Genomic DNA, 24,107 nt, shown 5'->3' with positions numbered 1-24,107 from the left:
GGGGCGGCGATGGCGACGTCACGCGCTCTTGCGGTTGAGCGCGCGAAAGCCGATGTCGCGGCGGTACTGCATGCCTTCGAAATTGATCTGGTTGATCGTGTCGTACGCATGCTGCTGCGCTTCGCGCACCGAATCGGCGAGGCCGACCACGCACAGCACGCGGCCGCCGGACGTCACGAGCTTGTCGCCGTCATTGAGCGTCGTGCCCGCATGGAACGTCACGGCCTGTTCGGTCTCGGCCGGGATGCCGTTGATGCGGTCGCCCTTGCGCGGCGCGTCCGGGTAACCGTGCGCGGCCAGCACGACGCCGAGCGCGGTGCGGCGATCCCAGTCGAGCTCGACCGTGTCGAGGGTGCCCGCGATCGCCTGCTCGACGACCTTCGAGAAATCGCTCTTCAGGCGCGCCATGATCGGCTGCGTTTCCGGGTCGCCCATCCGGCAGTTGAACTCGAGCGTGCGCGGATTGCCATCCTTGTCGATCATCAGGCCCGCGTACAGGAAGCCCGTGAAGCGGATGCCGTCCTTCTCCATCCCGCGCACGGTCGGCATGATGATTTCGCGCATCACGCGGGCGTGCATCTGCGGCGTGACGATCGGCGCGGGCGAATATGCACCCATGCCGCCGGTGTTCGGGCCGCGATCTTCGTCGAGCAGGCGCTTGTGGTCCTGGCTGGACGCCAGCGCCAGCGCGTGCTTGCCGTCGACCATCACGATGAAGCTCGCTTCCTCGCCATCGAGGAATTCCTCGATCACGACGCGCGCGCCGGCATCGCCGAGCTTGTTGCCCGACAGCATCATGTCGACGGCCGCATGGGCCTCTTCGAGCGTCATCGCGACGACGACGCCCTTGCCGGCCGCGAGGCCGTCGGCCTTCACGACGATCGGCGCACCCTTCGCGTCGATGTACGCGTGGGCGGCGGCCGCGTCGGCGAAGGTTTCGTAGTCGGCCGTCGGAATGTTGTGGCGCTTCATGAACGCCTTCGCGAAATCCTTCGAGCTTTCGAGTTGCGCGGCTTCGCGGGTCGGGCCGAACACCTTCAGGCCGCGTGCGCGGAACAGGTTGACGATGCCGGCCGCGAGCGGTGCTTCCGGCCCGACGAGCGTGAACGCGACGCCTTCGCGTTCCGCGAAATCGGCGAGTTCGTCGAGCGCCGTGATGTCGACGTTCTTCAGACGCTCGTCCTGCGCCGTGCCGCCATTGCCCGGCGCGACGTAGACCATCTGGACGCGCGGCGACTGCGCGAGCTTCCACGCCAGCGCATGTTCGCGGCCGCCGGAACCGACGACGAGTAGTTTCATGGGATTCCCCGCAGACTAGAAAACAGGGCGGCCGGCACGCTCAGGCGCGCCGGCCGCGAAATCGGTCGGGCCGCCGCCGCAACGCTGCGCACGGCGGCCGGCATCTCATTCCTCGACGATGACGGCGTTCGTATACACGTCCTGCACGTCGTCGAGGTTCTCGAGCGCGTCCAGCAGCTTCTGCATCTTCGCCGCGTCGTCGCCGGTGAATTCGACTTCGTTCTGCGGCTTCATCGTCACTTCGGCGAGTTCGGCCTTGAAGCCCGCGGCTTCGAGCGCGTCCTTCACCGCCGAGAATGCCTGCCAGTCGCACAGCACTTCGATCGAGCCGTCGTCGTTCGTGTTCACGTCGTTCGCGCCGGCTTCGAGCGCGGCTTCCATCAGCGCGTCTTCCGACGTGCCGGGCGCGAACAGGAACTGGCCGACGTGATCGAACATGAACGCGACCGAGCCGTCGGTGCCCATGTTGCCGCCGAACTTCGAGAACGCGTGGCGGACTTCCGCGACCGTGCGGGTGCGGTTGTCGGTCAGCGTGTCGACGATGATCGCCGCGCCGCTGATGCCGTAGCCTTCGTAACGGATTTCTTCGTAGTTCGCGCCGTCCGCGCCGCCGACGCCGCGATCGATCGCGCGCTTGACGTTGTCCTTCGGCATGTTCGCGTCGGCTGCCTTGTCGACCGCGAGACGCAGGCGCGGGTTCGAGTTGACGTCGCCGCCGCCGAGGCGCGCCGCCACCTGGATTTCCTTGATCAGGCGGGTCCAGATCTTGCCGCGCTTCGCGTCGGCCGCAGCCTTCTTATGCTTGATGTTGGCCCATTTCGAATGACCAGCCATACCTTTCTCCGTGCCCGGGCGCGCAGCGCGGGCGATTGTTGCAATGTGTCGTTGAATCGGCGGCCGTGTCGGCGGGCATGAAGCCGCGGGGCCGCGCGTGTCGAGTGGATCGTGATTTTATCACGCGGCGACCGCCGGTTCGGGGCCGCCGCGCATGGCCGAACGGCCAGGGCGGCCGTCGCGGCGCGCCGGGCCGCGCGGCACGGTGGCGCCGGCCGCTCGGTTCCGTCAGTTCTTGGTGCCGAACAGGCGGTCGCCGGCGTCGCCCAGGCCCGGCACGATGTACGCGTGCTCGTTCAGGTGCGAGTCGAGCGACGCGACGAACAGCTTCACGTCCGGGTGCGCGTCCTGGAACACCTGCACGCCTTCGGGCGCGGCGACCAGCGCGACGAACATGATGTTCGCGGCCGGCACGTTGCGGCGCTTGAGCACGTCGACCGCATGCACGGCCGAATAGCCGGTCGCGACCATCGGGTCGCACAGGATGAAGATGCGGTCTTCCAGGTCCGGCAGGCGCACCAGATATTCGACCGGGCGGTGGTCTTCGGCGCGGTACACACCGATGTGACCGACGCGCGCGGACGGCACCAGGTCGAGCAGGCCGTCCGACATCCCGATGCCCGCGCGCAGCACGGGCACGATCGCGAGCTTCTTGCCGGCGATCACCGGCGCGTCGACCGCCACCAGCGGGGTTTCGACCCGCTTGGTCGTGATCGGCAGGTTGCGGGTGATCTCATAGCCCATCAGCAGCGTGATCTCGCGCAGCAGTTCGCGGAACGTGCGCGTGGACGTGTCCTTGTCGCGCATGTGCGTGAGCTTGTGCTGGATCAGCGGGTGATCGGTGATGAAGAGGTTCGGGAAACGGCTGTCCTGTTTCATGACGGGGTGCCTTGGCGGCAAAAGGGGATCGGGGGCGGCGGCGGGCGCGAGGCCGGCCGTCGCTCATGGCCGCAATTTTACCAAGGCGCGCCGCGCGATCCGGATATTATCGACGTCTCACGACAATCCGCGTGCCGCGCACGCCCGCTCGCCCGCCCGCCGGCGGCCGTGCGGGGCCGCCGGCACGCGCGCCACCAGGGAAGCGACGATGGATCTCGGCATCGAAGGAAAGACCGCGCTCGTGTGCGCGGCCAGCAAGGGTCTCGGGCGCGGCTGCGCGGAAGCGCTGGCCGCCGAGGGCGTGAACCTCGTGATCGTCGCGCGCACGCGCGACACGCTGGAGGAAACCGCGGAAGAGATCCGTGCCGGCGCGAACGTGTCGGTCACGGCGGTCGCGTGCGACATCACGACGCCGGACGGCCGCGCGGCCGCGCTCGCCGCGTGCCCGCAGCCGGACATTCTCGTGACGAATGCCGGCGGCCCGCCGCCCGGCGACTTCCGCGATTTCTCGCACGACGACTGGATCCGCGCGCTCGAGGCGAACATGCTGACGCCGATCGAGCTGATCCGCGCGACCGTCGACGGGATGATCGGCCGCGGCTTCGGCCGGATCGTCAACATCACGAGTTCGGCCGTGAAGGCGCCGATCGACGTGCTCGCGCTGTCGAACGGCGCTCGCTCGGGGCTGACTGGCTTCGTCGCGGGGCTGTCGCGCAAGGTCGCGGGGCAGGGCGTGACGATCAACAACCTGCTGCCCGGGTTGTTCGACACCGACCGGATCGCGACGACGCTCGCCGCGTCGGCGAAGGCGCAGGGCGTGACGGTCGACGAGATGCGTGCGCGGCGCACCAAGGACATCCCGGCCGGGCGCCTGGGCACGCGCGCGGAATTCGGCGCGGCCTGCGCGTTCCTGTGCAGCGTGCATGCCGGCTACATCACCGGGCAGAACTGGCTGCTCGACGGCGGCGCGTATCCGGGTACGTTCTGACCCGCGCTTTTCGATTCACGACGACAACAACCGAACGACGAAGGAACTGGAGATGAGCAAACCCCGCATCGCATTGATTGCGCACGACGCGAAGAAGGACGAGATCGTCGCGCTCGCGGGCCAGTATCGCGAGACGCTCGCGCAATGCCGGCTGGTGGCGACCGGCACGACGGGCGGCCGGATCGCCGCCGCGCACGGGCTCGAGGTCGAGCGCAAGCTGTCGGGGCCGCTCGGCGGCGACCTGCAGATCGGCGCGGAACTGGCCGACGGCCGCGTCGACATTGTCATATTCCTGCGCGACCCGATGACCGCGCAGCCGCACGACCCCGACATCACCGCGCTGGTGCGCGCGTGCGACGTGCACGACGTGCCGGTCGCGACCAACGTCGCGACCGCGCGGATGCTGCTCGACGATCTGGCGCGGAACATGCAGGACGTTTGCTAGGCAGCTGTTGAAGAGCGCCGCGCTTTAGCGGTCGGGGGCTTCGTTCAAGAAGTTGTCGTATGCGATCGGCCGCGGAGTGTCGGACGGATCGTGCCGAATGCTTCGCTGTCGAGCGAGCGGGCCGGTGCATTGCCACGCAACGGCCGGGTTCGAAGGCTTCAGCGCGCCACTCATGACGGCACCGCTTCTTGGCGTGATGGCCTGGCACACAATCGAGCTGGCGAGCGCGCTTGCGCGTTCGGCGAAGCCGTCGGCTGGCTGACTACGGCGTCGACCAAGGCACGTGCATCCGCGCGCGAGGGCCTCGATTACGGTGATTTGCTCGTTCCCCTGAACGATAGAAGGGATTCGATTCCTTGTAGCAGTTCGGGCAAGAAGGACTGATCCAGCCCGCAATACCCTGTGATGCATGCTCCCTCGGGAGGGGTCGGCTGAAAGCGCCAGTCGCCCACGATTGCGCGTCGATCAAGTGTTCGCAATATCAGCTCAAACCCCGGCTCAACGCCTGTTAGCTCCGCTCGTTGCCCGGCTTGAAGCTGCGTTTGAATGGATTGAATCTGTTGCCGAAATTGTCGCAACTCGTCGGGCATGACACTCCATTGCCCTTCCGCCTGGATACTCGGTACCGTCAATTGGATCCGTACATCGATCCATTCAAGATACGGCCCTCCCGGTTCGTCGCGTCGCGCAGCAACGGGCTCCATTTGAAGTCTAAAGTCATCTGTGTCGATGGTTAGCATGTGTTCAACGTTAAGAGCGCAACCTTCCGAGACGTTGTGATCAGTCGGCCCAGCTACCCGTTCGTTCCGGTGAGAGGCAATGTCCGGTATTTCGGGCGCGGCTAATGGCACGGGTATTTTTGTCGCAAGACGTATGTGACCAGGACTGCCGCATTTGCCCTCAGCGCATCTCTCGGCCATTTCCCGAGATCGTGGAGCACTTCCGAATCGATTTCCCCCGGTTTGACACGCCCGTTGTCGCACCAGTCCTGGCCTTCGGTCGCATCGGCCACGCCTGCCAGATACCCGGCCATAGCGTGGCGCTCGGCGCCAGCATACGGCGTGTTGTCGGAACGGCTCAGGCCGTCGAGCAAACGGGTGCCGTCCGCACGCGGTATCGGGGCCGCGGTTGCGCTGCCGATACTTGCGGATAGCGACGCGAAAGCGATCACATTCCAGACAAGAGCGAGCTTCATGGGGTGGACTGGGCGAATTGGGCAGCAGGCAAATTAGCACGGCCGTCGTCTCGTAAATGACCATGGCCAGAACCGGTTGTCGGGCCGATCGACGTCGACCTTCGTCGGTTCGGGAAAAGCGCGTCGACACCGCGCGGGAGATCCTTTGCGCACGGGGCGCGAGGCGAGAAATGACCAACGGCCCGGTTCGGCCATCGCGGCGCGAGCGACGTGACGTCAACGTTACAAAGTGTGCCGAACATCATTGACTGCGCAAGCGAAGGAAACGAGCGGCAGCGACCGGTCTCATACCGCGCCGTTTTCCTCATGCGCGGCCCATGCCATCCATTTCCTGCGAAAACCCTACCGAGGTGAAGGGATTGCAACGACGCGCTGCGTGACCGTGCACGACGCGCGAGAATCCTCCGCTACGACCCGTGTTCACGCGCATCGCCGCAGCGGCAATGTCGATGCATTCGCCGAACCGGATTTCCAGATTCCAGACAGAAGAGGAGCAAAACGATGCCGAAAGCAATCCGATACGACCAGCCGGGCGGCCCGGACGTGATGAAGTGGGTCGATGTCGACGTCGGCGCGCCGAAGGCCGGCGAAGTCCGCATCCGGCAACACGCGGTCGGGCTCAACTACATCGACGTGTATTTCCGCACGGGCCTGTATCCGCAGCCGCTGCCCGGCGGTCTCGGGATGGAGGCGGCGGGCGAGGTGACGGCCGTCGGCGACGGCGTGACCGCGTTCAAGGCCGGCGACCGCGTCGCGTATGTCGGCCAGCCGCCCGGCGCGTATGCGCAGGAGCGCGTGATGCCGGCCGAGCGCGTCGTGAAGCTGCCGGACGGGATCAGCTACGACGACGCGGCGTCGGTGATGCTGCAAGGCCTGACCGCGCATTACCTGCTGCGCCGCACGTACCCGGTGAAGGCCGGCGACACGATCCTGATCCACGCGGCGGCCGGCGGCGTCGGGCTGCTCGTGTGCCAGTGGGCGAAGGCGCTCGGCGCGACCGTGATCGGCACGGTCGGCTCCGACGAGAAGGCCGAACTCGCGAAGGCGCACGGCTGCGATCACCCGATCGTCTACACGCGCGAGAACTTCACGCAGCGCGTGAAGGCAATCACGAACGGCGCGGGCGTGCCGGTCGTCTACGATTCGATCGGCAAGGACACCTACGTCGGCTCGCTCGACAGCCTCGCGCCGCTCGGCTACTTCGTCAGCTTCGGCAACGCGTCGGGCCCGCTGCCGCCGATCGACTCGAAGGAATTCTCGTCGCGCGGCTCGCTGTTCTTCACGCGCCCGACGCTGTTCTCGTACATCGCGAAGCGCGCCGATCTCGACGCCGCGGCCACCGAATTGTTCGACGTGATTCTGTCGGGCAAGGTGAAGACGAGCATCAACCAGCGCTACCCGCTCGCGGAAGTCGGCCGCGCGCATGCCGACCTCGAAGCACGCAAGACCACCGGCTCGACGATTCTCGTTCCCTGACCGTCCCCCGTGCCGGCGCGACGCCGGCACGCGCCTGTTGCGGGCGGCGCTGCAGCGCCGCTCGTCCCGCCTCGTTTTGCGCCAGTCCCGCCGCACGCGTTTACGCGTTTTTTACACCCGCCCCGACACCTTTGACCCGCCCTTTACGTGCGTTCCCATAAGGTTCTAGTCGTCCGATTTCGACGACGGAGAACAAAAAATGGATGGGGTTTTCATCGGCGCACTGGTGCTCTTCACCGCGCTGATCCTCGGTTTGCTTGCCGGTTGCGACAAGCTCGTGCAATACGGTCGCGGGGGGCGCGCATGACCTGGATGCTTTGGCTGGCGGGCGCCTCGACGGCCCTGCTGTTCGCGTATCTCGTCTTTGCGCTGCTGCGCGCGGAGGACATCGAATGAACGCGAACAACCTGTTGCAGACGCTGCTGTTCATCGTCGTGCTGCTCGCGGCGGCCGTGCCGGTCGCGCGCTACCTGAGCGCGGTAATGGATGGCAGTTCGCGCGTCGTGCGCGTGTTCGGCCCGCTCGAACGCGCGCTGTACCGCGTCGCCGGCGTCGACGCCGGCACCGAGATGAACTGGAAGCAGTATGCGATCGCGACGATCGCGTTCAACGCGCTCGGCGTGCTGTTCCTCTACGGGCTGTTGCGCCTGCAGGGCTTCCTGCCCGGCAACCCGCAGCAGTTCGGCGCGATGACGCCCGACGGCGCGTTCAACACGGCCGTCAGCTTCGTCGCGAACACGAACTGGCAGGACTACACGCCCGAGCAGACCGTCAGCTATCTGTCGCAGATGCTCGGCCTGACCGTGCAGAACTTCCTGTCGGCAGCGACCGGCATCGTCGTCGTGATCGCGCTGATCCGCGGCTTCGCGCGTCACACCGCGCAGACGATCGGGAACTTCTGGGTCGACCTCACGCGCGTGACGCTGTACGTGCTCGTGCCGATGGCGGCGCTCGTCGCCGCGCTGCTGATGAGCCAGGGCGTGCTGCAGAACATGAAGGCGTACCAGGACGTGCCCGTGCTGCAGGCGAGCACCTACGCGGCGCCGAAGCTCGACGCGCAGGGCAGCCCGGTGAAGGACGACAAGGGCAACGCGGTCACGGTGCCGACTCCGCTGACGAAGCAGACGCTCGCGATGGGGCCGGTCGCCTCCCAGGAAGCGATCAAGATGCTCGGCACCAACGGCGGCGGCTTCTTCAACGCGAACTCCGCGCACCCGTTCGAAAATCCGACGCCGTTCGCGAACTTTCTGCAGATCTTCTCGATCCTGATCATCCCGGCCGCGCTGTGTCTCGTGTTCGGCCGGATGATCGGCGACCGCCGGCAGGGCATCGCGGTGCTCGCGGCGATGACGGTCGCGTTCGCGGTCGCGACCGGCGTCGAGGTGAGCGCCGAGCAGGCCGGCAACCCGACGCTCGCCGCGCTGCACGTCGACCAGTCGGCCGGCGCGCTGCAGCCGGGCGGCAACATGGAAGGCAAGGAAACCCGCTTCGGGATCGCACAGACCGGCATCTTCACGGTCGCGACGACGGCCGCGTCGTGCGGCGCGGTGGACGCGATGCACGATTCGCTGACGCCGGTCGGCGGCCTCGTGCCGATGCTGCTGATGCAGCTCGGCGAGGTGGTCTTCGGCGGCGTCGGCTCCGGCCTCTACGGGATGCTCGTGTTCGCGCTGCTCGCGGTGTTCGTCGCCGGCCTGATGATCGGCCGCACGCCGGAATACGTCGGCAAGAAGATCGAGTCGTACGAGATGAAGATGGTGTCGATCGTCGTGCTGCTCACGCCGCTGCTCGTGCTGGTCGGCACGTCGATCGCGGTGTTGGCGGACGCGGGCAAGGCCGGCATCTCGAACCCGGGCCCGCACGGCTTCTCGGAAATCCTCTATGCGTTCAGTTCGGCCGCGAACAACAACGGCAGCGCGTTCGCGGGCCTGACGGTCGGCACGCCGTTCTACAACTGGATGACCGCGATCGCGATGTGGTTCGGCCGCTTCGGCACGATCGTGCCGGTGCTGGCGATCGCCGGTTCCCTCGCCGCGAAGAAGCGCATCGCGGTGACGAGCGGCACGCTGCCGACGCACGGCCCGCTGTTCGTCGTGCTGCTGCTCGGCACCGTGCTGCTGGTGGGCGCGCTGACCTACGTGCCGGCGCTCGCGCTCGGCCCGGGTGTCGAGCACCTGATGATGTGGCTGGGCGCTTGATGCGCGCCCGCATCGCGACACACTGAAAAGACTGAAGAGCTTGAAGAGATCGCAATGACTCAACATTCCGCAACACGGTCCATGTTCGATCCGGCGCTGCTGCGCCCGGCGATCGTGGATTCGTTCAAGAAACTCACGCCGCGCACGCAGTTCCGCAACCCGGTGATGTTCTGCGTGTACGTCGGCAGCATCCTGACCACGATCCTGTGGATCGCGGCGCTCTCGGGCCAGGCCGAGGCGCCCGCGGGCTTCATTCTCGCGATCGCGCTGTGGCTGTGGTTCACGGTGCTGTTCGCGAACTTCGCCGAAGCGCTCGCCGAAGGGCGCTCGAAGGCGCAGGCCGCGTCGCTGCGCAGCGCGAAGAAGGACGTGATGGCGAAGAAGCTCAACGAGCCGCATCCGAAGTCGCCGATCCGCATCACGACCGCGTCCGACCTGCGCAAAGGCGACGTCGTGCTGGTCGAGACCGGCGACGTGATCCCGGCCGACGGTGAAGTCGTCGACGGCGTCGCATCGGTCGACGAATCGGCGATCACCGGCGAATCCGCGCCGGTGATCCGCGAATCGGGCGGCGACTTCTCGTCGGTGACGGGCGGCACGCGCGTGCTGTCCGACTGGATCGTCGTCAAGGTCACAGCGAACCCCGGCGAGGCGTTCCTCGACCGGATGATCGCGATGGTCGAAGGCGCGAAGCGCAAGAAGACGCCGAACGAGGTCGCGCTGACGATCCTGCTCGTCGCGCTGACGATCGTAATGCTGCTCGCGACCGCGACGCTGCTGCCGTTCTCGATGTTCTCGGTCGAAGCGATGAAGGCCGGCCACGTGGTGACGATCACCGCGCTCGTCGCGCTGCTCGTGTGCCTGATTCCGACGACGATCGGCGGGCTGCTGTCCGCGATCGGCGTGGCCGGGATGAGCCGGATGATGCAGGCGAACGTGATCGCGACGTCGGGCCGCGCGGTCGAAGCGGCCGGCGACGTCGACGTGCTGCTGCTCGACAAGACCGGCACGATCACGCTCGGCAACCGTCAGGCGTCGACGTTCGTGCCGGCGCCGGGCGTGACCGAGGAAGCGCTGGCCGATGCCGCGCAACTGTCGTCGCTCGCCGACGAAACGCCGGAAGGGCGCAGCATCGTCGTGCTCGCGAAGGAGCGCTTCAACATTCGCCAGCGCGACATGGCGCAACTGCATGCGACGTTCCTCGGCTTTTCCGCGCAGACGCGGATGAGCGGCGTCGATCTGCCCGGCCGCGAGATCCGCAAGGGCGCGGCCGACGCGATCCGCCGCTACGTCGAAACCCACGGCAGCCGCTTCCCCGAAGAAGTGCGCCGCGCGGTCGACGACGTCGCGCGCCGCGGCAGCACGCCGCTCGTCGTGGCCGACCTGCAGGACGGCGCGGCGCGCGTGCTCGGCGTGATCGAGCTGAAGGACATCGTGAAGGGCGGCATCAAGGAGCGCTTCGCGGAGCTGCGCAAGATGGGCATCAAGACCGTGATGGTGACGGGCGACAACCGGCTGACGGCCGCGGCGATCGCGGCGGAAGCGGGCGTCGACGATTTCCTCGCGGAAGCGACGCCGGAAACCAAGCTCGCGACGATCCGCGAGCACCAGGCGGCCGGGCGTCTCGTCGCGATGACGGGCGACGGCACCAACGACGCGCCGGCGCTCGCGCAGGCCGACGTGGCGGTCGCGATGAACACCGGCACGCAGGCGGCGAAGGAAGCCGGCAACATGGTCGACCTCGACTCGAACCCGACGAAGCTGATCGAGATCGTCGAGATCGGCAAGCAGATGCTGATGACGCGCGGTTCGCTCACGACGTTCTCGATCGCGAACGACATCGCGAAATACTTCGCGATCATCCCGGCCGCGTTCGTGACGACGTACCCGCAATTGCGCGTGCTCGACATCATGCATCTGACGTCGCCGGCGTCCGCGATCCTGTCCGCGGTGATCTTCAACGCGCTGATCATCGTCGCGTTGATCCCGCTCGCGCTGAAGGGCGTGACCTATCGGCCGCTCGGCGCCGCGTCGCTGCTGCGCCGCAACCTGCTGGTCTACGGCCTCGGCGGCGTGCTGCTGCCGTTCCCGTTCATCAAGCTGATCGACATGACGCTCGCCGCGCTCGGCTGGGCCTGAGCCGGCCGTCCTTGAAGGAACCATCATGAAATCGTTGATTCGCCCGCTCGTCGTGCTGTTCGTCATCCTGACCGCCGTGACGGGGCTCGCTTACCCGGCGGTGATGACCGTGTTCGGTCAGGCCGTGTTCCCGTCGCAGGCCAACGGCAGCCTGATCGAGCAGAACGGCAAGGTCGTCGGCTCCGCGCTGATCGGCCAGTCGTTCGACGCGCCGAAGTATTTCTGGGGCCGGCTGTCGGCCACCGCGCCGATGCCGTACAACGCGGCCGGCTCCGGCGGCTCGAACTTCGGCCCGCTGAACCCGTCGCTCGCCGACCAGGTGAAGGCGCGCATCGCCGCGCTGCGCGACGCGGGCACCGACCTGTCGAAGCCGGTGCCGGTCGACCTCGTGACGGCGTCGGCGAGCGGCCTCGATCCGGAGATCACGCCGGCCGCGGCCGCGTACCAGGTCGAGCGCGTCGCGAAGGCGCGCAACCTGGCGCCGGACGCGGTCGCGCAACTCGTCGCCGCGAACACGGCGGGCCGCCAGTTCGGCGTGCTCGGCGAGCCGCGCGTGAACGTGCTGAAGCTGAATCTCGCGCTCGACGCGGCGCAGGCCGCGCACTGAGCGTGCGGGCGTGCGGGCTCCCCGGCGCGGCTGGCTGCGCGCCGGGCCCGACTTCGTTTCGACGGCGCGCGCGCCGTCTTTGCCTTTTGCGGCGATTTGGAACCACAATGGCTGTATCTCGCGCGCCATCCGGCGCGTCGCCCTTCTGACGCATGAACCGCCCCGATCCCGACCAACTCCTCGACAAGCTGCAGCGCGATGAAGAAAAGCAGCGGCGCGGCCAGCTCAAGATCTTCTTCGGCGCGTCCGCCGGCGTCGGCAAGACCTACGCGATGCTGCAGGCCGCGCGCCAGCGCGTGCAGGACGGCGTCGACGTCGTCGTCGGCATCGTCGAGACTCACGGCCGCAGTGAAACCGCCGCGCTGCTCGACGGCCTCGACGTGCTGCCGCCCGCCCGCATCGACTATCGCGGCCGCACGCTCGCCGAATTCGATCTCGACGGCGCGCTCGCGCGTGCGCCGCAACTGATCCTCGTCGACGAGCTCGCGCATTCGAACGTGCAGGGCGCACGGCACCTGAAGCGCTGGCAGGACGTCTACGAGCTGCTCGATGCGGGCATCGACGTGTATACGACCGTCAACGTCCAGCATCTCGAAAGCCTGAACGACGTGGTCGGTGCGATCACCGGCATTCGCGTGTGGGAGACCGTTCCCGATCGCGTGTTCGACGCGGCCGACGAAGTCACGCTCGTCGACCTGCCGGCCGAGGAATTGCTCGAGCGGATGCGCGACGGCAAGGTCTATCTCGCGCAGCAGGCCGAGCGCGCGGTGCGCAACTTCTTCCGCAAGGGCAACCTGATCGCGCTGCGCGAGCTCGCGCTGCGGCGCACGGCCGATCGCGTCGACGCGCAGATGCGCGAGTACCGCGCAGACCGTTCGATCCAGCGCATCTGGCAGGCGCGCGAGCGGCTGCTCGTGTGCGTCGGCCCGGGCGCCGAAGCGCCGACGCTCGTGCGCGCGGCGGCGCGCCTCGCCGCGAGCCTGAAGGCCGACTGGATCGCCGTGTACGTCGAGACGCCGCGCCTGCAGCGGCTGCCCGACGCGCGGCGGCAGCGCACGCTCGACGCACTGAAGCTCGCGGCCGAGCTCGGCGCGGAGACGGTCACGCTCGCCGGGCCCGACGCGGTCGCCGCGCTGATCGGCTATGCGAAGGTGCGCAACGTATCGAAGCTCGTCGCGGGCGGCTCGCCGAAGGTCGGGCTCGCGCGCCGCTTCGCACGGCCGTTCGGCGAGCAGCTGGCGGAACGCGCGGGCGACGTCGACCTGATGCTGATCCGTGCGTCCGCGAGCGACGAGACGCGCGCCGCGCCGCTCGACGCGCGGGCGCGCGACTGGCGCGACGCGTTCGCGCAGTTCGGCACGCACCGTTCGCCGCCGCGCCACTACGCGTATGCGGCCGCGATCTGCGCGGCGATCACCGTCGTCGCGAGCGTCGTGTCCGGGCGGCTCGACCTCACGAACCTCGTGATGCTGTACCTGCTCGGCGTGGTGTTCTCGGCGGTGCGGCTCGGCCGCGGCCCGGGCGTGCTGCAGTCGTTCCTGTCGGTGGCCGCGTTCGATTTCTTCTTCGTGCCGCCGCGCATGTCGTTCTCGGTCAGCGACACGCAATACCTGCTGACCTTCTTCGGGATGCTGCTGACGTCGCTCGTGATCAGCCACCTGACGTCGACGCTCACGCGCCAGGCGAGCGTCGCGCAGCGCCGCGAGCGCCGCACCGGCGCGATCTACGCGATGGCGCGCGAGCTCGGCGCGGCGCTGACGACCGAGCAGATCGTCGAGATCGGCAGCCGTCACGTGGGCGAGGTGTTCCGCGCGCGCGTCGCGTTCCTGCTGCCCGACAGCGCGGACCAGGTGCGGCAGAGGATCGAGGAGCCCGACGCGGTCGTCACGCTGACGGGCGCGGAGCTCGACAGCGACGTCGGCCAGTGGGTGTACGACCAGCAGAAGCCGGCCGGGCGCGGCACCGATACGTTGCCGGCGACGGCCGCGCTGTACCTGCCGCTGAAGGCGCCGATGCGCACGCGCGGCGTGCTCGCGGTCGCGTCGCGCGAGCCGCGCGAACTCGAGGTCCCCGAGCAGCAGCGGATGCTCGACGCATTCGCCGCGCAGATCGCGCTCGCGCTGGAGCGCGTGCACTACGTCGAGATCGCGCGCGACGCGCTCGTCAACATGGAATCCGAGCGGTTGCGCAACTCGCTGCTGTCGGCGATCTCGCACGACCTGCGCACGCCGCTCACGACGATCGTTGGTTTTTCGTCGATGCTCGCGAACGGGCGCGCGGCCGCGCAGGCCGGCGACGCCGCGGCGGCCGGGCGGCTCGCGCAGCGCGAGGGCGAACTCGTCGACGCGATTCACGACGAGGCGCTGCGCATGACGGGCATCGTCACGAACCTGCTCGACATGGCGCGGCTGCAGGCCGGCAGCCTGCAGCTCAAGCGCCAGTGGTCGCTGCTCGAGGAAACCGTCGGCGCCGCGCTCGCCGCGTGCCGGCGCGTGCTCGCGCGCCATCCCGCGCACGTCGCGCTGCCGGCCGACCTGCCGCTGCTGCAGATGGACGCGGTGCTGATGGAGCGGTTGTTCACCAACCTGTTCGAGAACGCGGCGAAGTACACGCCGCCCGATACGTCGCTCGACATCGGCGCGGAGCGCGTGACCGACGACGGCCATCCTTTCGTGTGCGTGCACGTCGACGATCACGGCCCGGGCCTGCCGGTTGGCATGGAAACGCGGATCTTCGACAAGTTCACGCGCGGCGAGAAGGAATCGGCGACGCCGGGCATCGGGCTCGGTCTCGCGATCTGCCGCGCGATCGTCGAGGCGCACGGCGGTAAAATCGGCGCGCTCAACCGCACCGCGCCCGACGGCCGCGTGACGGGCGCGCGCTTCTGGTTCACGCTGCCGGTCGACACGCCGCCGCCGGCACCCGCCGTGCCCGACGACGAATCCGACCTGCCGGACGCATCGCCCCCATCCGAGTCATTGCCCGACCATGAGTGAACCCAGCCTGACCGTCGTCCTGATCGAGGACGAAAAGCAGATCCGCCGCTTCGTGCGCGCCGCGCTCGAGGAGGAGGACATCGCGGTGTTCGAAGCCGAGACGGGCAAGCAGGGGCTGATCGACGCGGCGACGCGCAAGCCCGACCTCGTGATCGTCGATCTTGGCCTGCCCGACACCGACGGCCTCGACGTGATCCGCGAACTGCGCGGCTGGTCCGAGGTGCCGGTGATCGTGCTGTCCGCGCGCACGCAGGAAGAGGAGAAGGTGGCCGCGCTCGACGCGGGCGCCGACGACTACCTGACCAAGCCGTTCGGCGTGTCCGAACTGCGTGCGCGAATTCGCGCGCAACTGCGCCGGCGCAACCAGGGCGGCGCGAACGAGTCGCCGAAGGTGACCTTCGGCGGCGTGACCGTCGATCTCGCGCTGCGCCAGGTGTGGCGCGACGACGCGATCGTGCACCTGACGCCGCTCGAATACCGGCTGCTCGCGACGCTCGTGCGTCACGCGGGGCGCGTGCTCACGCACCGCCAGCTGCTGCGCGACGTGTGGGGGCCGTCGCACGTCGAGAGCCATCATTACCTGCGCATCTACATGGCGCATCTGCGCCAGAAGCTCGAGGCCGATCCCGCGCAGCCCGAGCACATCGTCACCGAGACGGGCGTCGGCTATCGGCTCGTCGGCGCCGTGTGACGCACGGGGCGCGGCCAAGCATGCGGCCGCGGCGTCGCGCCCCGGCAGGGTTGCGCCGGCGCGACAGCCTCGCGATGGGCGTCGGCCTTGCACACCGGCTGCGCAATCCCCGCTATCCTGACCGTTCCGCGAACGAAATCGAGGAGCGTGCAATGTCCGTCCGTCTGGTCGTCATCTGTGCGCTGGCGCTCGCTGCGCCCGGCGCGTTCGCCCAGCCGCTGCCGCCCGGGCAGCACCCGCCCGCGCAGGCGGCGCTGGCCAATCCCGCGTCGGTCAACTGCGAGAAGCTCGGCGGTCGCCACGTAATCCGCAACCTGTCGAGCGGGCAGGTCGGCATGTGCGTGTTCAAGGACGGCCGCGTGTGCGAGGAGTGGGCGCTTTACCGCGACGACCGCTGCGTCGGCGGCGGCGCGCCGAAGCGCGTGGCGAACTGACCGCGTCCTGACGATCGCACCCCGCATCGGCGACGGCCTGCCAGGCCGCCGGCAGGTCCGTAAGCTACTTGTTATACTCGGCGCCGCCCGGGGACGACCCCGGGTCATTCGCTTCAACGGGGACGGCCCCATCCGATACGGAGTACGTCGAGATGGCGTGGGTATGGTTGTTGATCGCCGGTTTGCTGGAAGTGGCCTGGGCGGCCGGCTTGAAATCGTCGGACGGCTTCACGAAGCTCGGTCCGTCGGTGTTCACGATCATGACGGCGCTGGCCAGCTTCGGGCTGCTCGCGGTCGCGATGCGCCAGTTGCCGCTCGGCACCGCGTACGCGGTGTGGACGGGCATCGGCGCGGTCGGCGCGTTCGTGTTCGGCATCGTGATGCTGGGCGAGGCGCTGACCGTCGCCCGCGTCGCCAGTGCGGCGCTGATCGTCGCGGGGCTGGTCGGCCTGAAATTGTCGTCGGCCGCCTGACGACGGACTCCGCGGCGCGCACGCGCCCGCGCGCCGCCCCGCGCCGCGGAATTGCGCCGGTCGCCCGTCCAGCCTGTCTATAATGGAACGTATTCGGGCCTGAATCCCGTCGTGCTGCGCGCGGCACGCGGTGCCGGTCGCCACGCGCCGCGCGGCCGGTCTGTCCGACCCGATCCGATCAATCGGCAAAACGCACGGAAAGTGCAAGGAGAGGGCCATGATCGAAGCCATTTCGCTCGGCGCGGGACTCGCGTGGGCGAGCGGCCTGCGCCTGTACCTGACGGTGCTGATCGCCGGCGTGCTGGCACGCTTCGGCTGGCTCCATCTGCCCGACACGCTGGCCGTGCTGATGTCGCCGTGGGTCATCGGCGCCGCGGCCGTGCTCGCCGTCACCGAATTCCTGGCCGACAAGATCCCCGCGTTCGACTCGCTGTGGGATGCCGTGCATACCTTCATCCGCATTCCGGCCGGCGCCGTGCTCGCGGCCGGTGCGCTCGGCCATGCCGATCCGACCATGCTGGCGGTCGCGGGGCTCGCCGGCGGCTCGCTCGCCGGCGCCGCGCATGTGGCGAAGGCCGGCACGCGCGCGCTGATCAACCTGTCTCCCGAACCGATTTCGAACTGGATTGCGTCGTCGACCGAGGACGGTCTCGTGGTCGGCGGGCTCGTCCTCGCGTTCTTCGTTCCGCTCGCGTTCCTCGTGCTGCTTGCCGCGTTCATCACGGCGTCGGCGTGGGCGCTGCCGCGCCTGTGGCGCGGCGTGTCGGGTGGCTTTCGCGGGATGGCTAACCACATGGTGTCGCGGCTCAACTCGATCGGAGGGAAGCGCGATTGAAGGGGCCGCAACACGCGGCGCAGCCGCCGGCCGGATACTCCGGCCATGACGGGCGCACGCATGCCGGCCGCTTCGGCCTGCGCGACCTGATTCACCAGGCTGCCCGGATGACCGCGCGCGACTGGCGCGCGGGCGAATTGACGCTGCTGGTCCTCGCGCTGGTGCTCGCGGTCGCGGCGCTGACGAGCGTCGGCTTTCTCGCCGATCGGCTGCGCCAGGGCCTCGAGCGCGACGCGCGCCAGATGCTCGGCGCCGATTTCGTCGTGCGCGCCGATCGCCCCGTCGATCCGTCGTTCGACCGCCAGGCGCGCGCGCTCGGCCTGCGTACCGCGACGACCGCCATTTTTCCGAGCATGATCGCGGCCGCCGCGGGCGGGCAGGCGGCCGACGCCGCGCCGTCGCGCCTCGCGGCCGTGAAGGCCGTGTCGCCCGGCTATCCGCTGCGCGGCGCGGTCGAGATCCTGCCGGCCGGTGCGACCACTGCGCAGAAGGCGTCCGCGATCCCCGCGCCGGGCACCGTATGGGCCGACCCGTCGCTGCTCGACGCGCTGCACCTGAAGGCGGGCGATACGGTGCGCGTCGGGCTGCGCACGCTCACGGTCGCCGCGGCGATCACCCGCGAACTCGATCGCGGCTTTTCGTTCGTCAATTTTTCGCCGCGGCTGATGATGCGCGCGGACGAGCTCGCCGCGACGGGGCTCACGGGCTACGGCAGCCGCGTCACGTACCGGCTGCTGGTCGCCGGCGACGCAGCGGCCGTCGCACGCTTCGAAACCTATGCGCACGCGCGCGTCGACGGCGGGAAACTGCGCGGCGTCGGGCTCGAGTCGTTGCAGGAGGGGCAGCCGCAGGTGCGGCAGACGCTGGATCGCGCGCGCCACTTCCTGACGCTCGTCGCGTTGCTGACCGCGCTGCTCGCGGCGGTCGCGATCGCGATGGCCGCGCAGCGCTACATGCGGCGTCATCTCGACGGCTGCGCGACGATGCGCTGCCTAGGCGTGAGCCGCCGCACGCTCGGCGCGTTGTTCGCGCTCGAATTCGCGGGCGTCGGCATCGTGTCGGGCGCCGCGGGCGCAGTGCTCGGCTACGGTGGCCACTGGGCGCTGCTGGCCGCGCTCGGCAGCCTGATCGACGTCGTGCTGCCGCCGCCCACGTTGTGGCCGGCGCTGATCGGCATGGGCGCCGCGCTCGTGCTGCTGCTCGGTTTCGCGCTGCCGCCGCTCGTGCCGCTCACGCGCGTGCCGCCGGTGCGTGTGCTGCGGCGCGAGTGGGGCGACGCGTCGCGCACCGCGTGGGCCGCGTATGCGGTCGGCGTCGTGCTGTTCGCGGGGCTGCTGATCGTGGCCGCCGGGAACCTGAAGCTCGGCCTGATCGTCGCGGGCGGCTTTGCCGGCGCGCTGGTCGGGTTCGCGCTGATTGCCCGGCTCGTGCTGTTCGCCGCCGCGCGCGCGGTGCGCAATGCGCGCGTGGCCGCGGGCGTCGGCTGGCGTTACGCGCTGGCGTCGCTGCACCGGCGCGGCACGGCCAGCGCGCTGCAGATCACCGCGCTCGCGCTCGGCCTGATGTGCCTGCTGCTGATCGCGATCACGCGCAACGACCTCGTGGCGGGCTGGCGGCAGTCGACGCCGCCCGATGCGCCGAACCAGTTCCTGATCGACATCCAGCCCGACCAGCGCGCCGACGTCGCCGCCTATCTGGCCGCACACGGCGTGCGCGACGCGGTGCCCGCGCCGATGGTGCGCGGCCGCCTCGTCGCGATCAACGGCAAGCCGGTGAATCCGGACGCGTACCCGTCGGAAGAGGCGCGCCGGCTCGTCGATCGCGAATTCAACCTGTCGTATACGACCGACCTGCCGTCCGACAACCGGATCGTCGAAGGCGACTGGTTCGGCGCCGCGGCCACGCCGCAGATCTCGATCGAAGCCGGCCTCGCGAAGACGCTGAACGTGAAACCGGGCGACACGCTGCGCTTCGACGTGACGGGGCTGACGGTCGACGCGCCGATCACGAGCGTGCGCAAGCTCGACTGGGGCTCGTTCCGCGTCAACTTCTTCGTGCTGATGCCGCCGCCGGTGCTGAAGGATTTCCCGGCCGTCTACCTGACGAGCTTCCATCTGCCCGCATCGAACGCCGCGCTGCTCGATCCGCTGATCGCGCGCTACCCGAACCTGACCGCGATCGACGTCGCGCCGATCCTCGCGCAGTTGCAGCGGATGATGCTGCAGGTGGTCGGCGCCGTGCAGTTCCTGTTCGCGTTCACGCTCGCGGCCGGCGTGCTCGTGCTGTACACGGCGCTTGCCGGCTCGCGCGACGAGCGCGTGCGCGAGGCCGCGCTGCTGCGCGCGCTCGGTGCGTCGCGCGCGCAGGTCAACGCGGTGCAGCGCGCGGAATTCGTCGTGGTCGGCGCGCTGGCCGGCGTGCTCGCGTCGGCGGGCGCGATCGCGGTCGGCTGGGTGCTCGCGTCGCGCGTGTTCGACTTCCAGCTCGCCGTCGATCCATGGCTCGTGCCGGCCGGCATCGCGGCCGGCGTCGTCTGCGCCGGTGCGGCCGGCTGGCTCAGCCTGCATAATGTGTTGCGGCGCCCCGCGCTGCAGTCGCTGCGCGACGCGTGAGCGTCGCCCGCGGCCCCGAAGATCCCGTTTTCCGACTATCCGTAATGACCGATGTGAATGACGATGCGCCGTCGCAGCCGACGGCGTTCGAGCTCGTGGGCGGCGAAGCCCGCGTGCGCGAAATGGTGGACCGCTTCTACGACCTGATGGACCTCGAGCCCGAGTTCGCGCAGATTCGCGCGCTGCATCCGCCGTCGCTCGACGGTTCGCGCGACAAGCTGTTCTGGTTCCTGTGCGGCTGGCTCGGCGGCCCCGACCACTACATCAGCCGGTTCGGCCATCCGCGGCTGCGCGCGCGGCATTTGCCGTTCCCGATCGCGTCGGTCGAGCGCGACCAGTGGCTGCGCTGCATGGCGTGGGCGATGGAGGATGTCGGGCTGCCGGAGCCGCTGCGCGAGCGGCTCATGCATTCGTTCTACGACACGGCCGACTGGATGCGCAACCGGCCCGGTTGATCGACCGGTACGCCGCTGCCCGCGCGCGGGACGATCTGCGTCTGGGCGCACGTGCGGGCCGGCGCGACACTGGCCGTTTCCTCCATCGACACGAGGCTCATCCCGATGACGACACAGGCGCTGTTTCGCGAAGACGCGTACCTGATGCAATGCGACGCGATCGTCGAGGCCGTCGGCGACGACGGCATCCGGCTCGACCGCACCGTGTTCTATCCGCTCGGCGGCGGCCAGGCCGGCGACACCGGCACGCTGACGCTGCCCGACGGCAGCACGATCGCGATTGCCGATACGCGCAAGGCGAAGTTCGACGGCGCGACGCCCGACGACGCCGTGCACGTGCCCGCGCCGGGCCAGGACGCGCGCGTCGCGACGCTGGCCCCCGGCACGCGCGTGGTCGCGGCGATCGACTGGCAGCGCCGCCACCGGCACATGCGCCTGCATACGGCCGCGCACCTGATGTGCGCGGTGCTGCCGTACGCGGTCGACGGCTGCAGCGTGACGGCCGACTACGTGCGGCTCGATTTCGCGACGTCCGACGCGATCGATCGCGACGACGTCGAGCGGCGCCTCGCGGGTTTCGTCGCCGGCGCGCATCCGGTCACGACCGAATGGATCACCGACGACGAGATGGCCGAGCGGCCCGAACTCGTCCGCACGATGAGCGTGAAGCCGCCGATGGGCCTCGGCCGCGTGCGGCTGCTGCGCATCGAGAACGTCGACCTGCAGCCGTGCGGCGGCACGCACGTGTGCAACACGTCCGAAATCGGCGGGCTGCGGGTCGCGAAACTGGAAAAGAAGAGTGCGCGCACACGGCGCCTCGTACTGGAGTTTGCATGACGATCGATACCGGGAAAGCGGGCGCGGCGGCGCTCGATCCGCAGGCACGGGACATTCTCGATTTCTGGTTCGGCGAGCCGGGCTCGGCCGAGTTCGGGCAGAACCGCAAGGTCTGGTTCAACGGCGGCGCGGCGTTCGACGACGTGCTGCGCACGCGTTACGGCGCGCTGCTCGATGCTGCATGCGACGGCGCGTGCGATCACTGGACCGCTTCGCCGTCGGGCGCGCTGGCGTTGATCGTCGTGCTCGACCAGTTCTCGCGCAACATCCATCGCGGCACGCCGCGCGCGTTTGCCGCCGATCCGAAGGCGCTCGGGCTGGCCCGCCGCGTCGTCGCGGCCGGCTGGGACGCGCGGTTGCCGAGCGGGCATCACCGCGCGTTCGCGTATCTGCCGTTCGAGCACGACGAGTCGGTCGAGAGCCAGCGCGAGGCCGTGCGCCTGTGCGCGGGCATCCGCGACGAGGCCGGGTGCGAGCGCTATCACCGCTACGCGTTGCTGCATGCGGCGGTCGTCGAGCGCTTTGGCCGCTTTCCGCACCGGAACGCGATTCTCGGTCGCGCGTCGACCGACGAGGAAGCGGCGTTTCTGCGGGAGCCGGGCTCGTCGTTCTGACGATCCGTTCGTTGGCGAGACGAAGGAGCGGGGCGGCGAACCCCACGACGCTTGCGGGTTGCCGGTATTGCAGCGCAGGCTGCGCAGCGCTCGAATGGACGATCGCGGCCCGTGCCGAAGAAGAAAGCGAAGGCGGGCAGGGCAGCGCATCGCGCCGCCCTGTGTTACTGCGGGTGCTGTTCGGGCGTGCGCACGTAGACGCGCAGCAGCTCCTCGTTGTCGCCCGGGCGGGCGCCGGTCCAGAACAGCTTCCATTCGTCGCCGGGCGCCGGATCGACGGCCCGCACGCCCTGCACGATCATCCACGTGCAGCGCGTCGTCTTCGCGTCGTCGATCGGCGTGTGCTGGATGCCGGAGAAGTAATACAGCATTGGCGCTTCCGATTCGCCGAGCCCGTGCAGGCTCGCCATGCAGTCGCCGTCGTTCCATTCGAGCGCGAGATGCGCGTTCAGGTCGTCGAACACCGACCGGTAGCTCTTCGCGACGTCGAGCCACGGCAGCAGCAGCGTATAGATGAGCCCCCACGCGACCAGCGTGCCGGCGCCCCACGACAGCGCGCCGCGCCACAGGCCCGTCGTGCGTAGTTTCGGCAGCAGCGTCAGCCAGCCGACCGTCAGCGCGAGCGCGCCGGTCACAAGCGCGGGCTGGATCGGCATCGTCCAGTCGAGCGGCAGCCAGCGGCCGAGCAGTGCGAGATCGGCGCGCGACGCGGCCGGATCGGCCATCACCGCCCAGATCGCCCACGCGAGCACGACCACCATGCCGAACAGGATGCGGCTCAGGTAATCCCACGCGAGATGCAGCCGGCGCGGCAGGCGGTCGATCGCCTGCGCGGCGACCAGCGCGAGCGGTGCGAAGAACGGCAGGATGTAGAGCTGGCGCGACGTCGCGGACACCTGCAGTACCACCAGTCCGATGCCGGCGAACAGCACGGGCAGCGCGATGCGCGGCGTACGCCAGTCGCGCCATGCGCCGCGGGCGAGCGCGACGATCGCGAGCGGCGCGACCGGGAAGCCGACGAGCAGGAACGCGCGCAGGATGAAGAACGGCTTGTCGTTTTCGGCGCCCAGTTCGGGAACGGAGAAGCCGAAGAAGCGGCCGACGTTGTTGTCCCAGAACCACGTCATGAACAGCGTTTCCGAGCGCAGGAACAGCGCGGTCGGCCAGATCAGCGCGAACGGCGCGAACACGAGCGCGGCGACGCCGAGCGCGCGTGCGAACGAGCGGGTGCGGCAGGCCGGGTAGAGCACCAGCGTGCAGACGAGCGTGGCCGCGAACACGAGCGGCACGAACAGCCCCTTCGCCATCAGCGCGATGCCGACGCCCGCGCCGAAGATCGGCGCGGCCCAGCGGCCGGCCGGGTGCGCCGGCAGCCCGTGACGCATCGGCTGCGCACGCGCGACGTGCTCCATCACGAGTTCCAGCAGCCCGCAGAACGCGATGGCGGTGCCGGCAAACAGCGCGACGTCCGTCATCATGTCATGCACGTGCTTGATCACGACGAGCGTGCCCGCGCTCAGCACGACCGGGCCGAGCACGCGCAGGTCGAACCAACTGTCCGCGCGGCTGGCCACGCGGGCCGCGCGCGCGATGAAGCCGAACGCGAGCGCGGCGAACAGGGCGCTCGCGAGGCGCGCCGCGTCGTGCAGCGGCATCGCGCGCTGCAGCAGCCACGCGAGGCTGGTCGCGACCCACGCGTAAAGCGGCGGCTTTTCCATGAACGGCAGGCCGGCATTGGTCGGCACGACGAAATCGCCGGTCTCGAGCATGTGCTGGATGATGCCGAACGTATAGGTTTCGTCCTGTTTCCACGGATCGTGCCCGAGCACGCCGGGCAGCGTGTACGCGCACACCAGCGCGGCGACGAACAGCCATGCGCGCCAGCCGAGCAGTAGCGAGCGGTCGCGCAGGGGGCTGATGGCGGCGGTCGAGGCCGCGACGGGCGTGCCGGCGACGTCCAGCGTCGCGCTGACGTCGGTATCGGCGGTCGAGCGGGTGTGCGCGGCCGGGGCGGGCACGGACGTGCGTCGCCGGCTGGGCGCTGCGGTTCCAGGCATGGAAAAGATCTCGGGTCGAGTCGAGCCGGTCCGGCGACATGGG

The 24,107-nt window shown here is 69.2% G+C and carries 21 protein-coding genes; 16 read left to right on the top strand and 5 right to left on the bottom strand.

The window, feature by feature from the left end; translation table 11 throughout:
- Positions 1-18 precede the first annotated feature (18 nt).
- From purD to upp, 3 genes are all read right to left on the bottom strand, one after another.
- Positions 19-1,299 (bottom strand): phosphoribosylamine--glycine ligase, encoded by a 1,281-nt coding sequence (gene purD, locus GJG85_RS12195; RefSeq protein WP_050016400.1) that lies wholly within the window; start codon positions 1,297-1,299, stop codon positions 19-21.
- 105 nt (positions 1,300-1,404) lie between these two features.
- Positions 1,405-2,133 carry a YebC/PmpR family DNA-binding transcriptional regulator gene (locus tag GJG85_RS12190; protein ID WP_006478227.1) on the bottom strand — a complete coding sequence of 243 codons (729 nt, stop codon included), beginning with the start codon at positions 2,131-2,133 and terminating at the stop codon, positions 1,405-1,407.
- Positions 2,134-2,361: 228 nt separating this feature from the next.
- A complete protein-coding gene (upp, locus tag GJG85_RS12185; RefSeq protein ID WP_006478229.1) occupies positions 2,362-3,012 on the bottom strand; it encodes a uracil phosphoribosyltransferase in 651 nt (216 codons plus the stop codon).
- A gap of 208 nt (positions 3,013-3,220) precedes the next feature.
- On the opposite strand from upp, the gene GJG85_RS12180 reads away from it, so the two are divergent.
- Positions 3,221-4,000, top strand: a complete 780-nt coding sequence (locus GJG85_RS12180; protein ID WP_124594795.1) for an SDR family oxidoreductase — start codon at positions 3,221-3,223, stop codon at positions 3,998-4,000.
- 52 nt (positions 4,001-4,052) lie between these two features.
- A complete protein-coding gene (locus GJG85_RS12175; protein WP_050016404.1) occupies positions 4,053-4,445 on the top strand; it encodes a methylglyoxal synthase in 393 nt (130 codons plus the stop codon).
- A gap of 841 nt (positions 4,446-5,286) precedes the next feature.
- On the opposite strand, the gene GJG85_RS12170 is transcribed toward GJG85_RS12175, so the two are convergent.
- Complete coding sequence (locus GJG85_RS12170; RefSeq protein ID WP_060733606.1) at positions 5,287-5,640, bottom strand: Rap1a/Tai family immunity protein; 354 nt, start codon at positions 5,638-5,640, stop codon at positions 5,287-5,289.
- 501 nt (positions 5,641-6,141) lie between these two features.
- Between GJG85_RS12170 and GJG85_RS12165 the strand changes: the two genes are divergently transcribed.
- From GJG85_RS12165 to GJG85_RS12100, 14 genes are all read left to right on the top strand, one after another.
- Positions 6,142-7,116 carry a quinone oxidoreductase gene (locus GJG85_RS12165; RefSeq protein WP_124554849.1) on the top strand — a complete coding sequence of 325 codons (975 nt, stop codon included), beginning with the start codon at positions 6,142-6,144 and terminating at the stop codon, positions 7,114-7,116.
- A 303-nt stretch (positions 7,117-7,419) separates the two neighbouring features.
- Entirely contained in the window at positions 7,420-7,512 is a 93-nt protein-coding gene (gene kdpF, locus GJG85_RS12160) for a K(+)-transporting ATPase subunit F (protein ID WP_006752209.1), read from the top strand.
- A complete protein-coding gene (gene kdpA / locus GJG85_RS12155; RefSeq protein ID WP_124554850.1) occupies positions 7,509-9,314 on the top strand; it encodes a potassium-transporting ATPase subunit KdpA in 1,806 nt (601 codons plus the stop codon). Before kdpF ends, kdpA begins: the two co-directional genes overlap by 4 nt.
- A 54-nt stretch (positions 9,315-9,368) precedes the next feature.
- Positions 9,369-11,453: a potassium-transporting ATPase subunit KdpB gene (gene kdpB, locus GJG85_RS12150; RefSeq protein ID WP_050016412.1), complete on the top strand. Its 2,085-nt coding sequence runs from the start codon at positions 9,369-9,371 to the stop codon at positions 11,451-11,453.
- A 25-nt stretch (positions 11,454-11,478) separates the two neighbouring features.
- Positions 11,479-12,060, top strand: a complete 582-nt coding sequence (kdpC, locus tag GJG85_RS12145; RefSeq protein ID WP_050016414.1) for a potassium-transporting ATPase subunit KdpC — start codon at positions 11,479-11,481, stop codon at positions 12,058-12,060.
- Between the two features lie 152 nt (positions 12,061-12,212).
- Positions 12,213-15,056 (top strand): DUF4118 domain-containing protein, encoded by a 2,844-nt coding sequence (locus GJG85_RS12140; protein ID WP_204383335.1) that lies wholly within the window; start codon positions 12,213-12,215, stop codon positions 15,054-15,056.
- Positions 15,049-15,747 (top strand): two-component system response regulator KdpE, encoded by a 699-nt coding sequence (kdpE, locus tag GJG85_RS12135; protein ID WP_050016417.1) that lies wholly within the window; start codon positions 15,049-15,051, stop codon positions 15,745-15,747. Before GJG85_RS12140 ends, kdpE begins: the two co-directional genes overlap by 8 nt.
- A gap of 152 nt (positions 15,748-15,899) precedes the next feature.
- Positions 15,900-16,181 carry a DUF333 domain-containing protein gene (locus tag GJG85_RS12130; RefSeq protein ID WP_050016419.1) on the top strand — a complete coding sequence of 94 codons (282 nt, stop codon included), beginning with the start codon at positions 15,900-15,902 and terminating at the stop codon, positions 16,179-16,181.
- A 152-nt stretch (positions 16,182-16,333) separates the two neighbouring features.
- Entirely contained in the window at positions 16,334-16,654 is a 321-nt protein-coding gene (gene sugE / locus GJG85_RS12125) for a quaternary ammonium compound efflux SMR transporter SugE (RefSeq protein ID WP_204383334.1), read from the top strand.
- A 217-nt stretch (positions 16,655-16,871) separates the two neighbouring features.
- Positions 16,872-17,489 carry a DUF4126 domain-containing protein gene (locus tag GJG85_RS12120; RefSeq protein WP_050016423.1) on the top strand — a complete coding sequence of 206 codons (618 nt, stop codon included), beginning with the start codon at positions 16,872-16,874 and terminating at the stop codon, positions 17,487-17,489.
- A complete protein-coding gene (locus tag GJG85_RS12115) occupies positions 17,486-20,101 on the top strand; it encodes an FtsX-like permease family protein (RefSeq protein WP_204383333.1) in 2,616 nt (871 codons plus the stop codon). The genes GJG85_RS12120 and GJG85_RS12115 overlap by 4 nt, the downstream gene beginning before the upstream one ends.
- Before the next feature lie 44 nt (positions 20,102-20,145).
- Complete coding sequence (locus GJG85_RS12110) at positions 20,146-20,556, top strand: group II truncated hemoglobin (protein ID WP_006488211.1); 411 nt, start codon at positions 20,146-20,148, stop codon at positions 20,554-20,556.
- Positions 20,557-20,661: 105 nt separating this feature from the next.
- The gene (locus GJG85_RS12105) at positions 20,662-21,393 is read left to right on the top strand and encodes an alanyl-tRNA editing protein (RefSeq protein WP_050016428.1); all 732 of its coding nucleotides are present in this window, start codon (positions 20,662-20,664) and stop codon (positions 21,391-21,393) included.
- On the top strand, positions 21,390-22,007 hold the full coding sequence (locus tag GJG85_RS12100; RefSeq protein WP_050016429.1) for a DUF924 family protein: 618 nt from the start codon (positions 21,390-21,392) through the stop codon (positions 22,005-22,007). Before GJG85_RS12105 ends, GJG85_RS12100 begins: the two co-directional genes overlap by 4 nt.
- A gap of 164 nt (positions 22,008-22,171) precedes the next feature.
- Here the strand turns inward: GJG85_RS12100 and GJG85_RS12095 are convergent, their stop codons facing one another.
- Positions 22,172-24,064 carry a glycosyl transferase gene (locus GJG85_RS12095; RefSeq protein ID WP_050016431.1) on the bottom strand — a complete coding sequence of 631 codons (1,893 nt, stop codon included), beginning with the start codon at positions 24,062-24,064 and terminating at the stop codon, positions 22,172-22,174.
- Positions 24,065-24,107 lie beyond the last annotated feature (43 nt).

It is taken from the genome of Burkholderia sp. MS389 (assembly GCF_016899425.1).
Taxonomy (GTDB): Bacteria; Pseudomonadota; Gammaproteobacteria; order Burkholderiales; family Burkholderiaceae; genus Burkholderia; species Burkholderia sola.
Note: the sequence above shows the minus strand (reverse complement) of the source record. Positions and strands in the feature narration are given on the sequence as shown.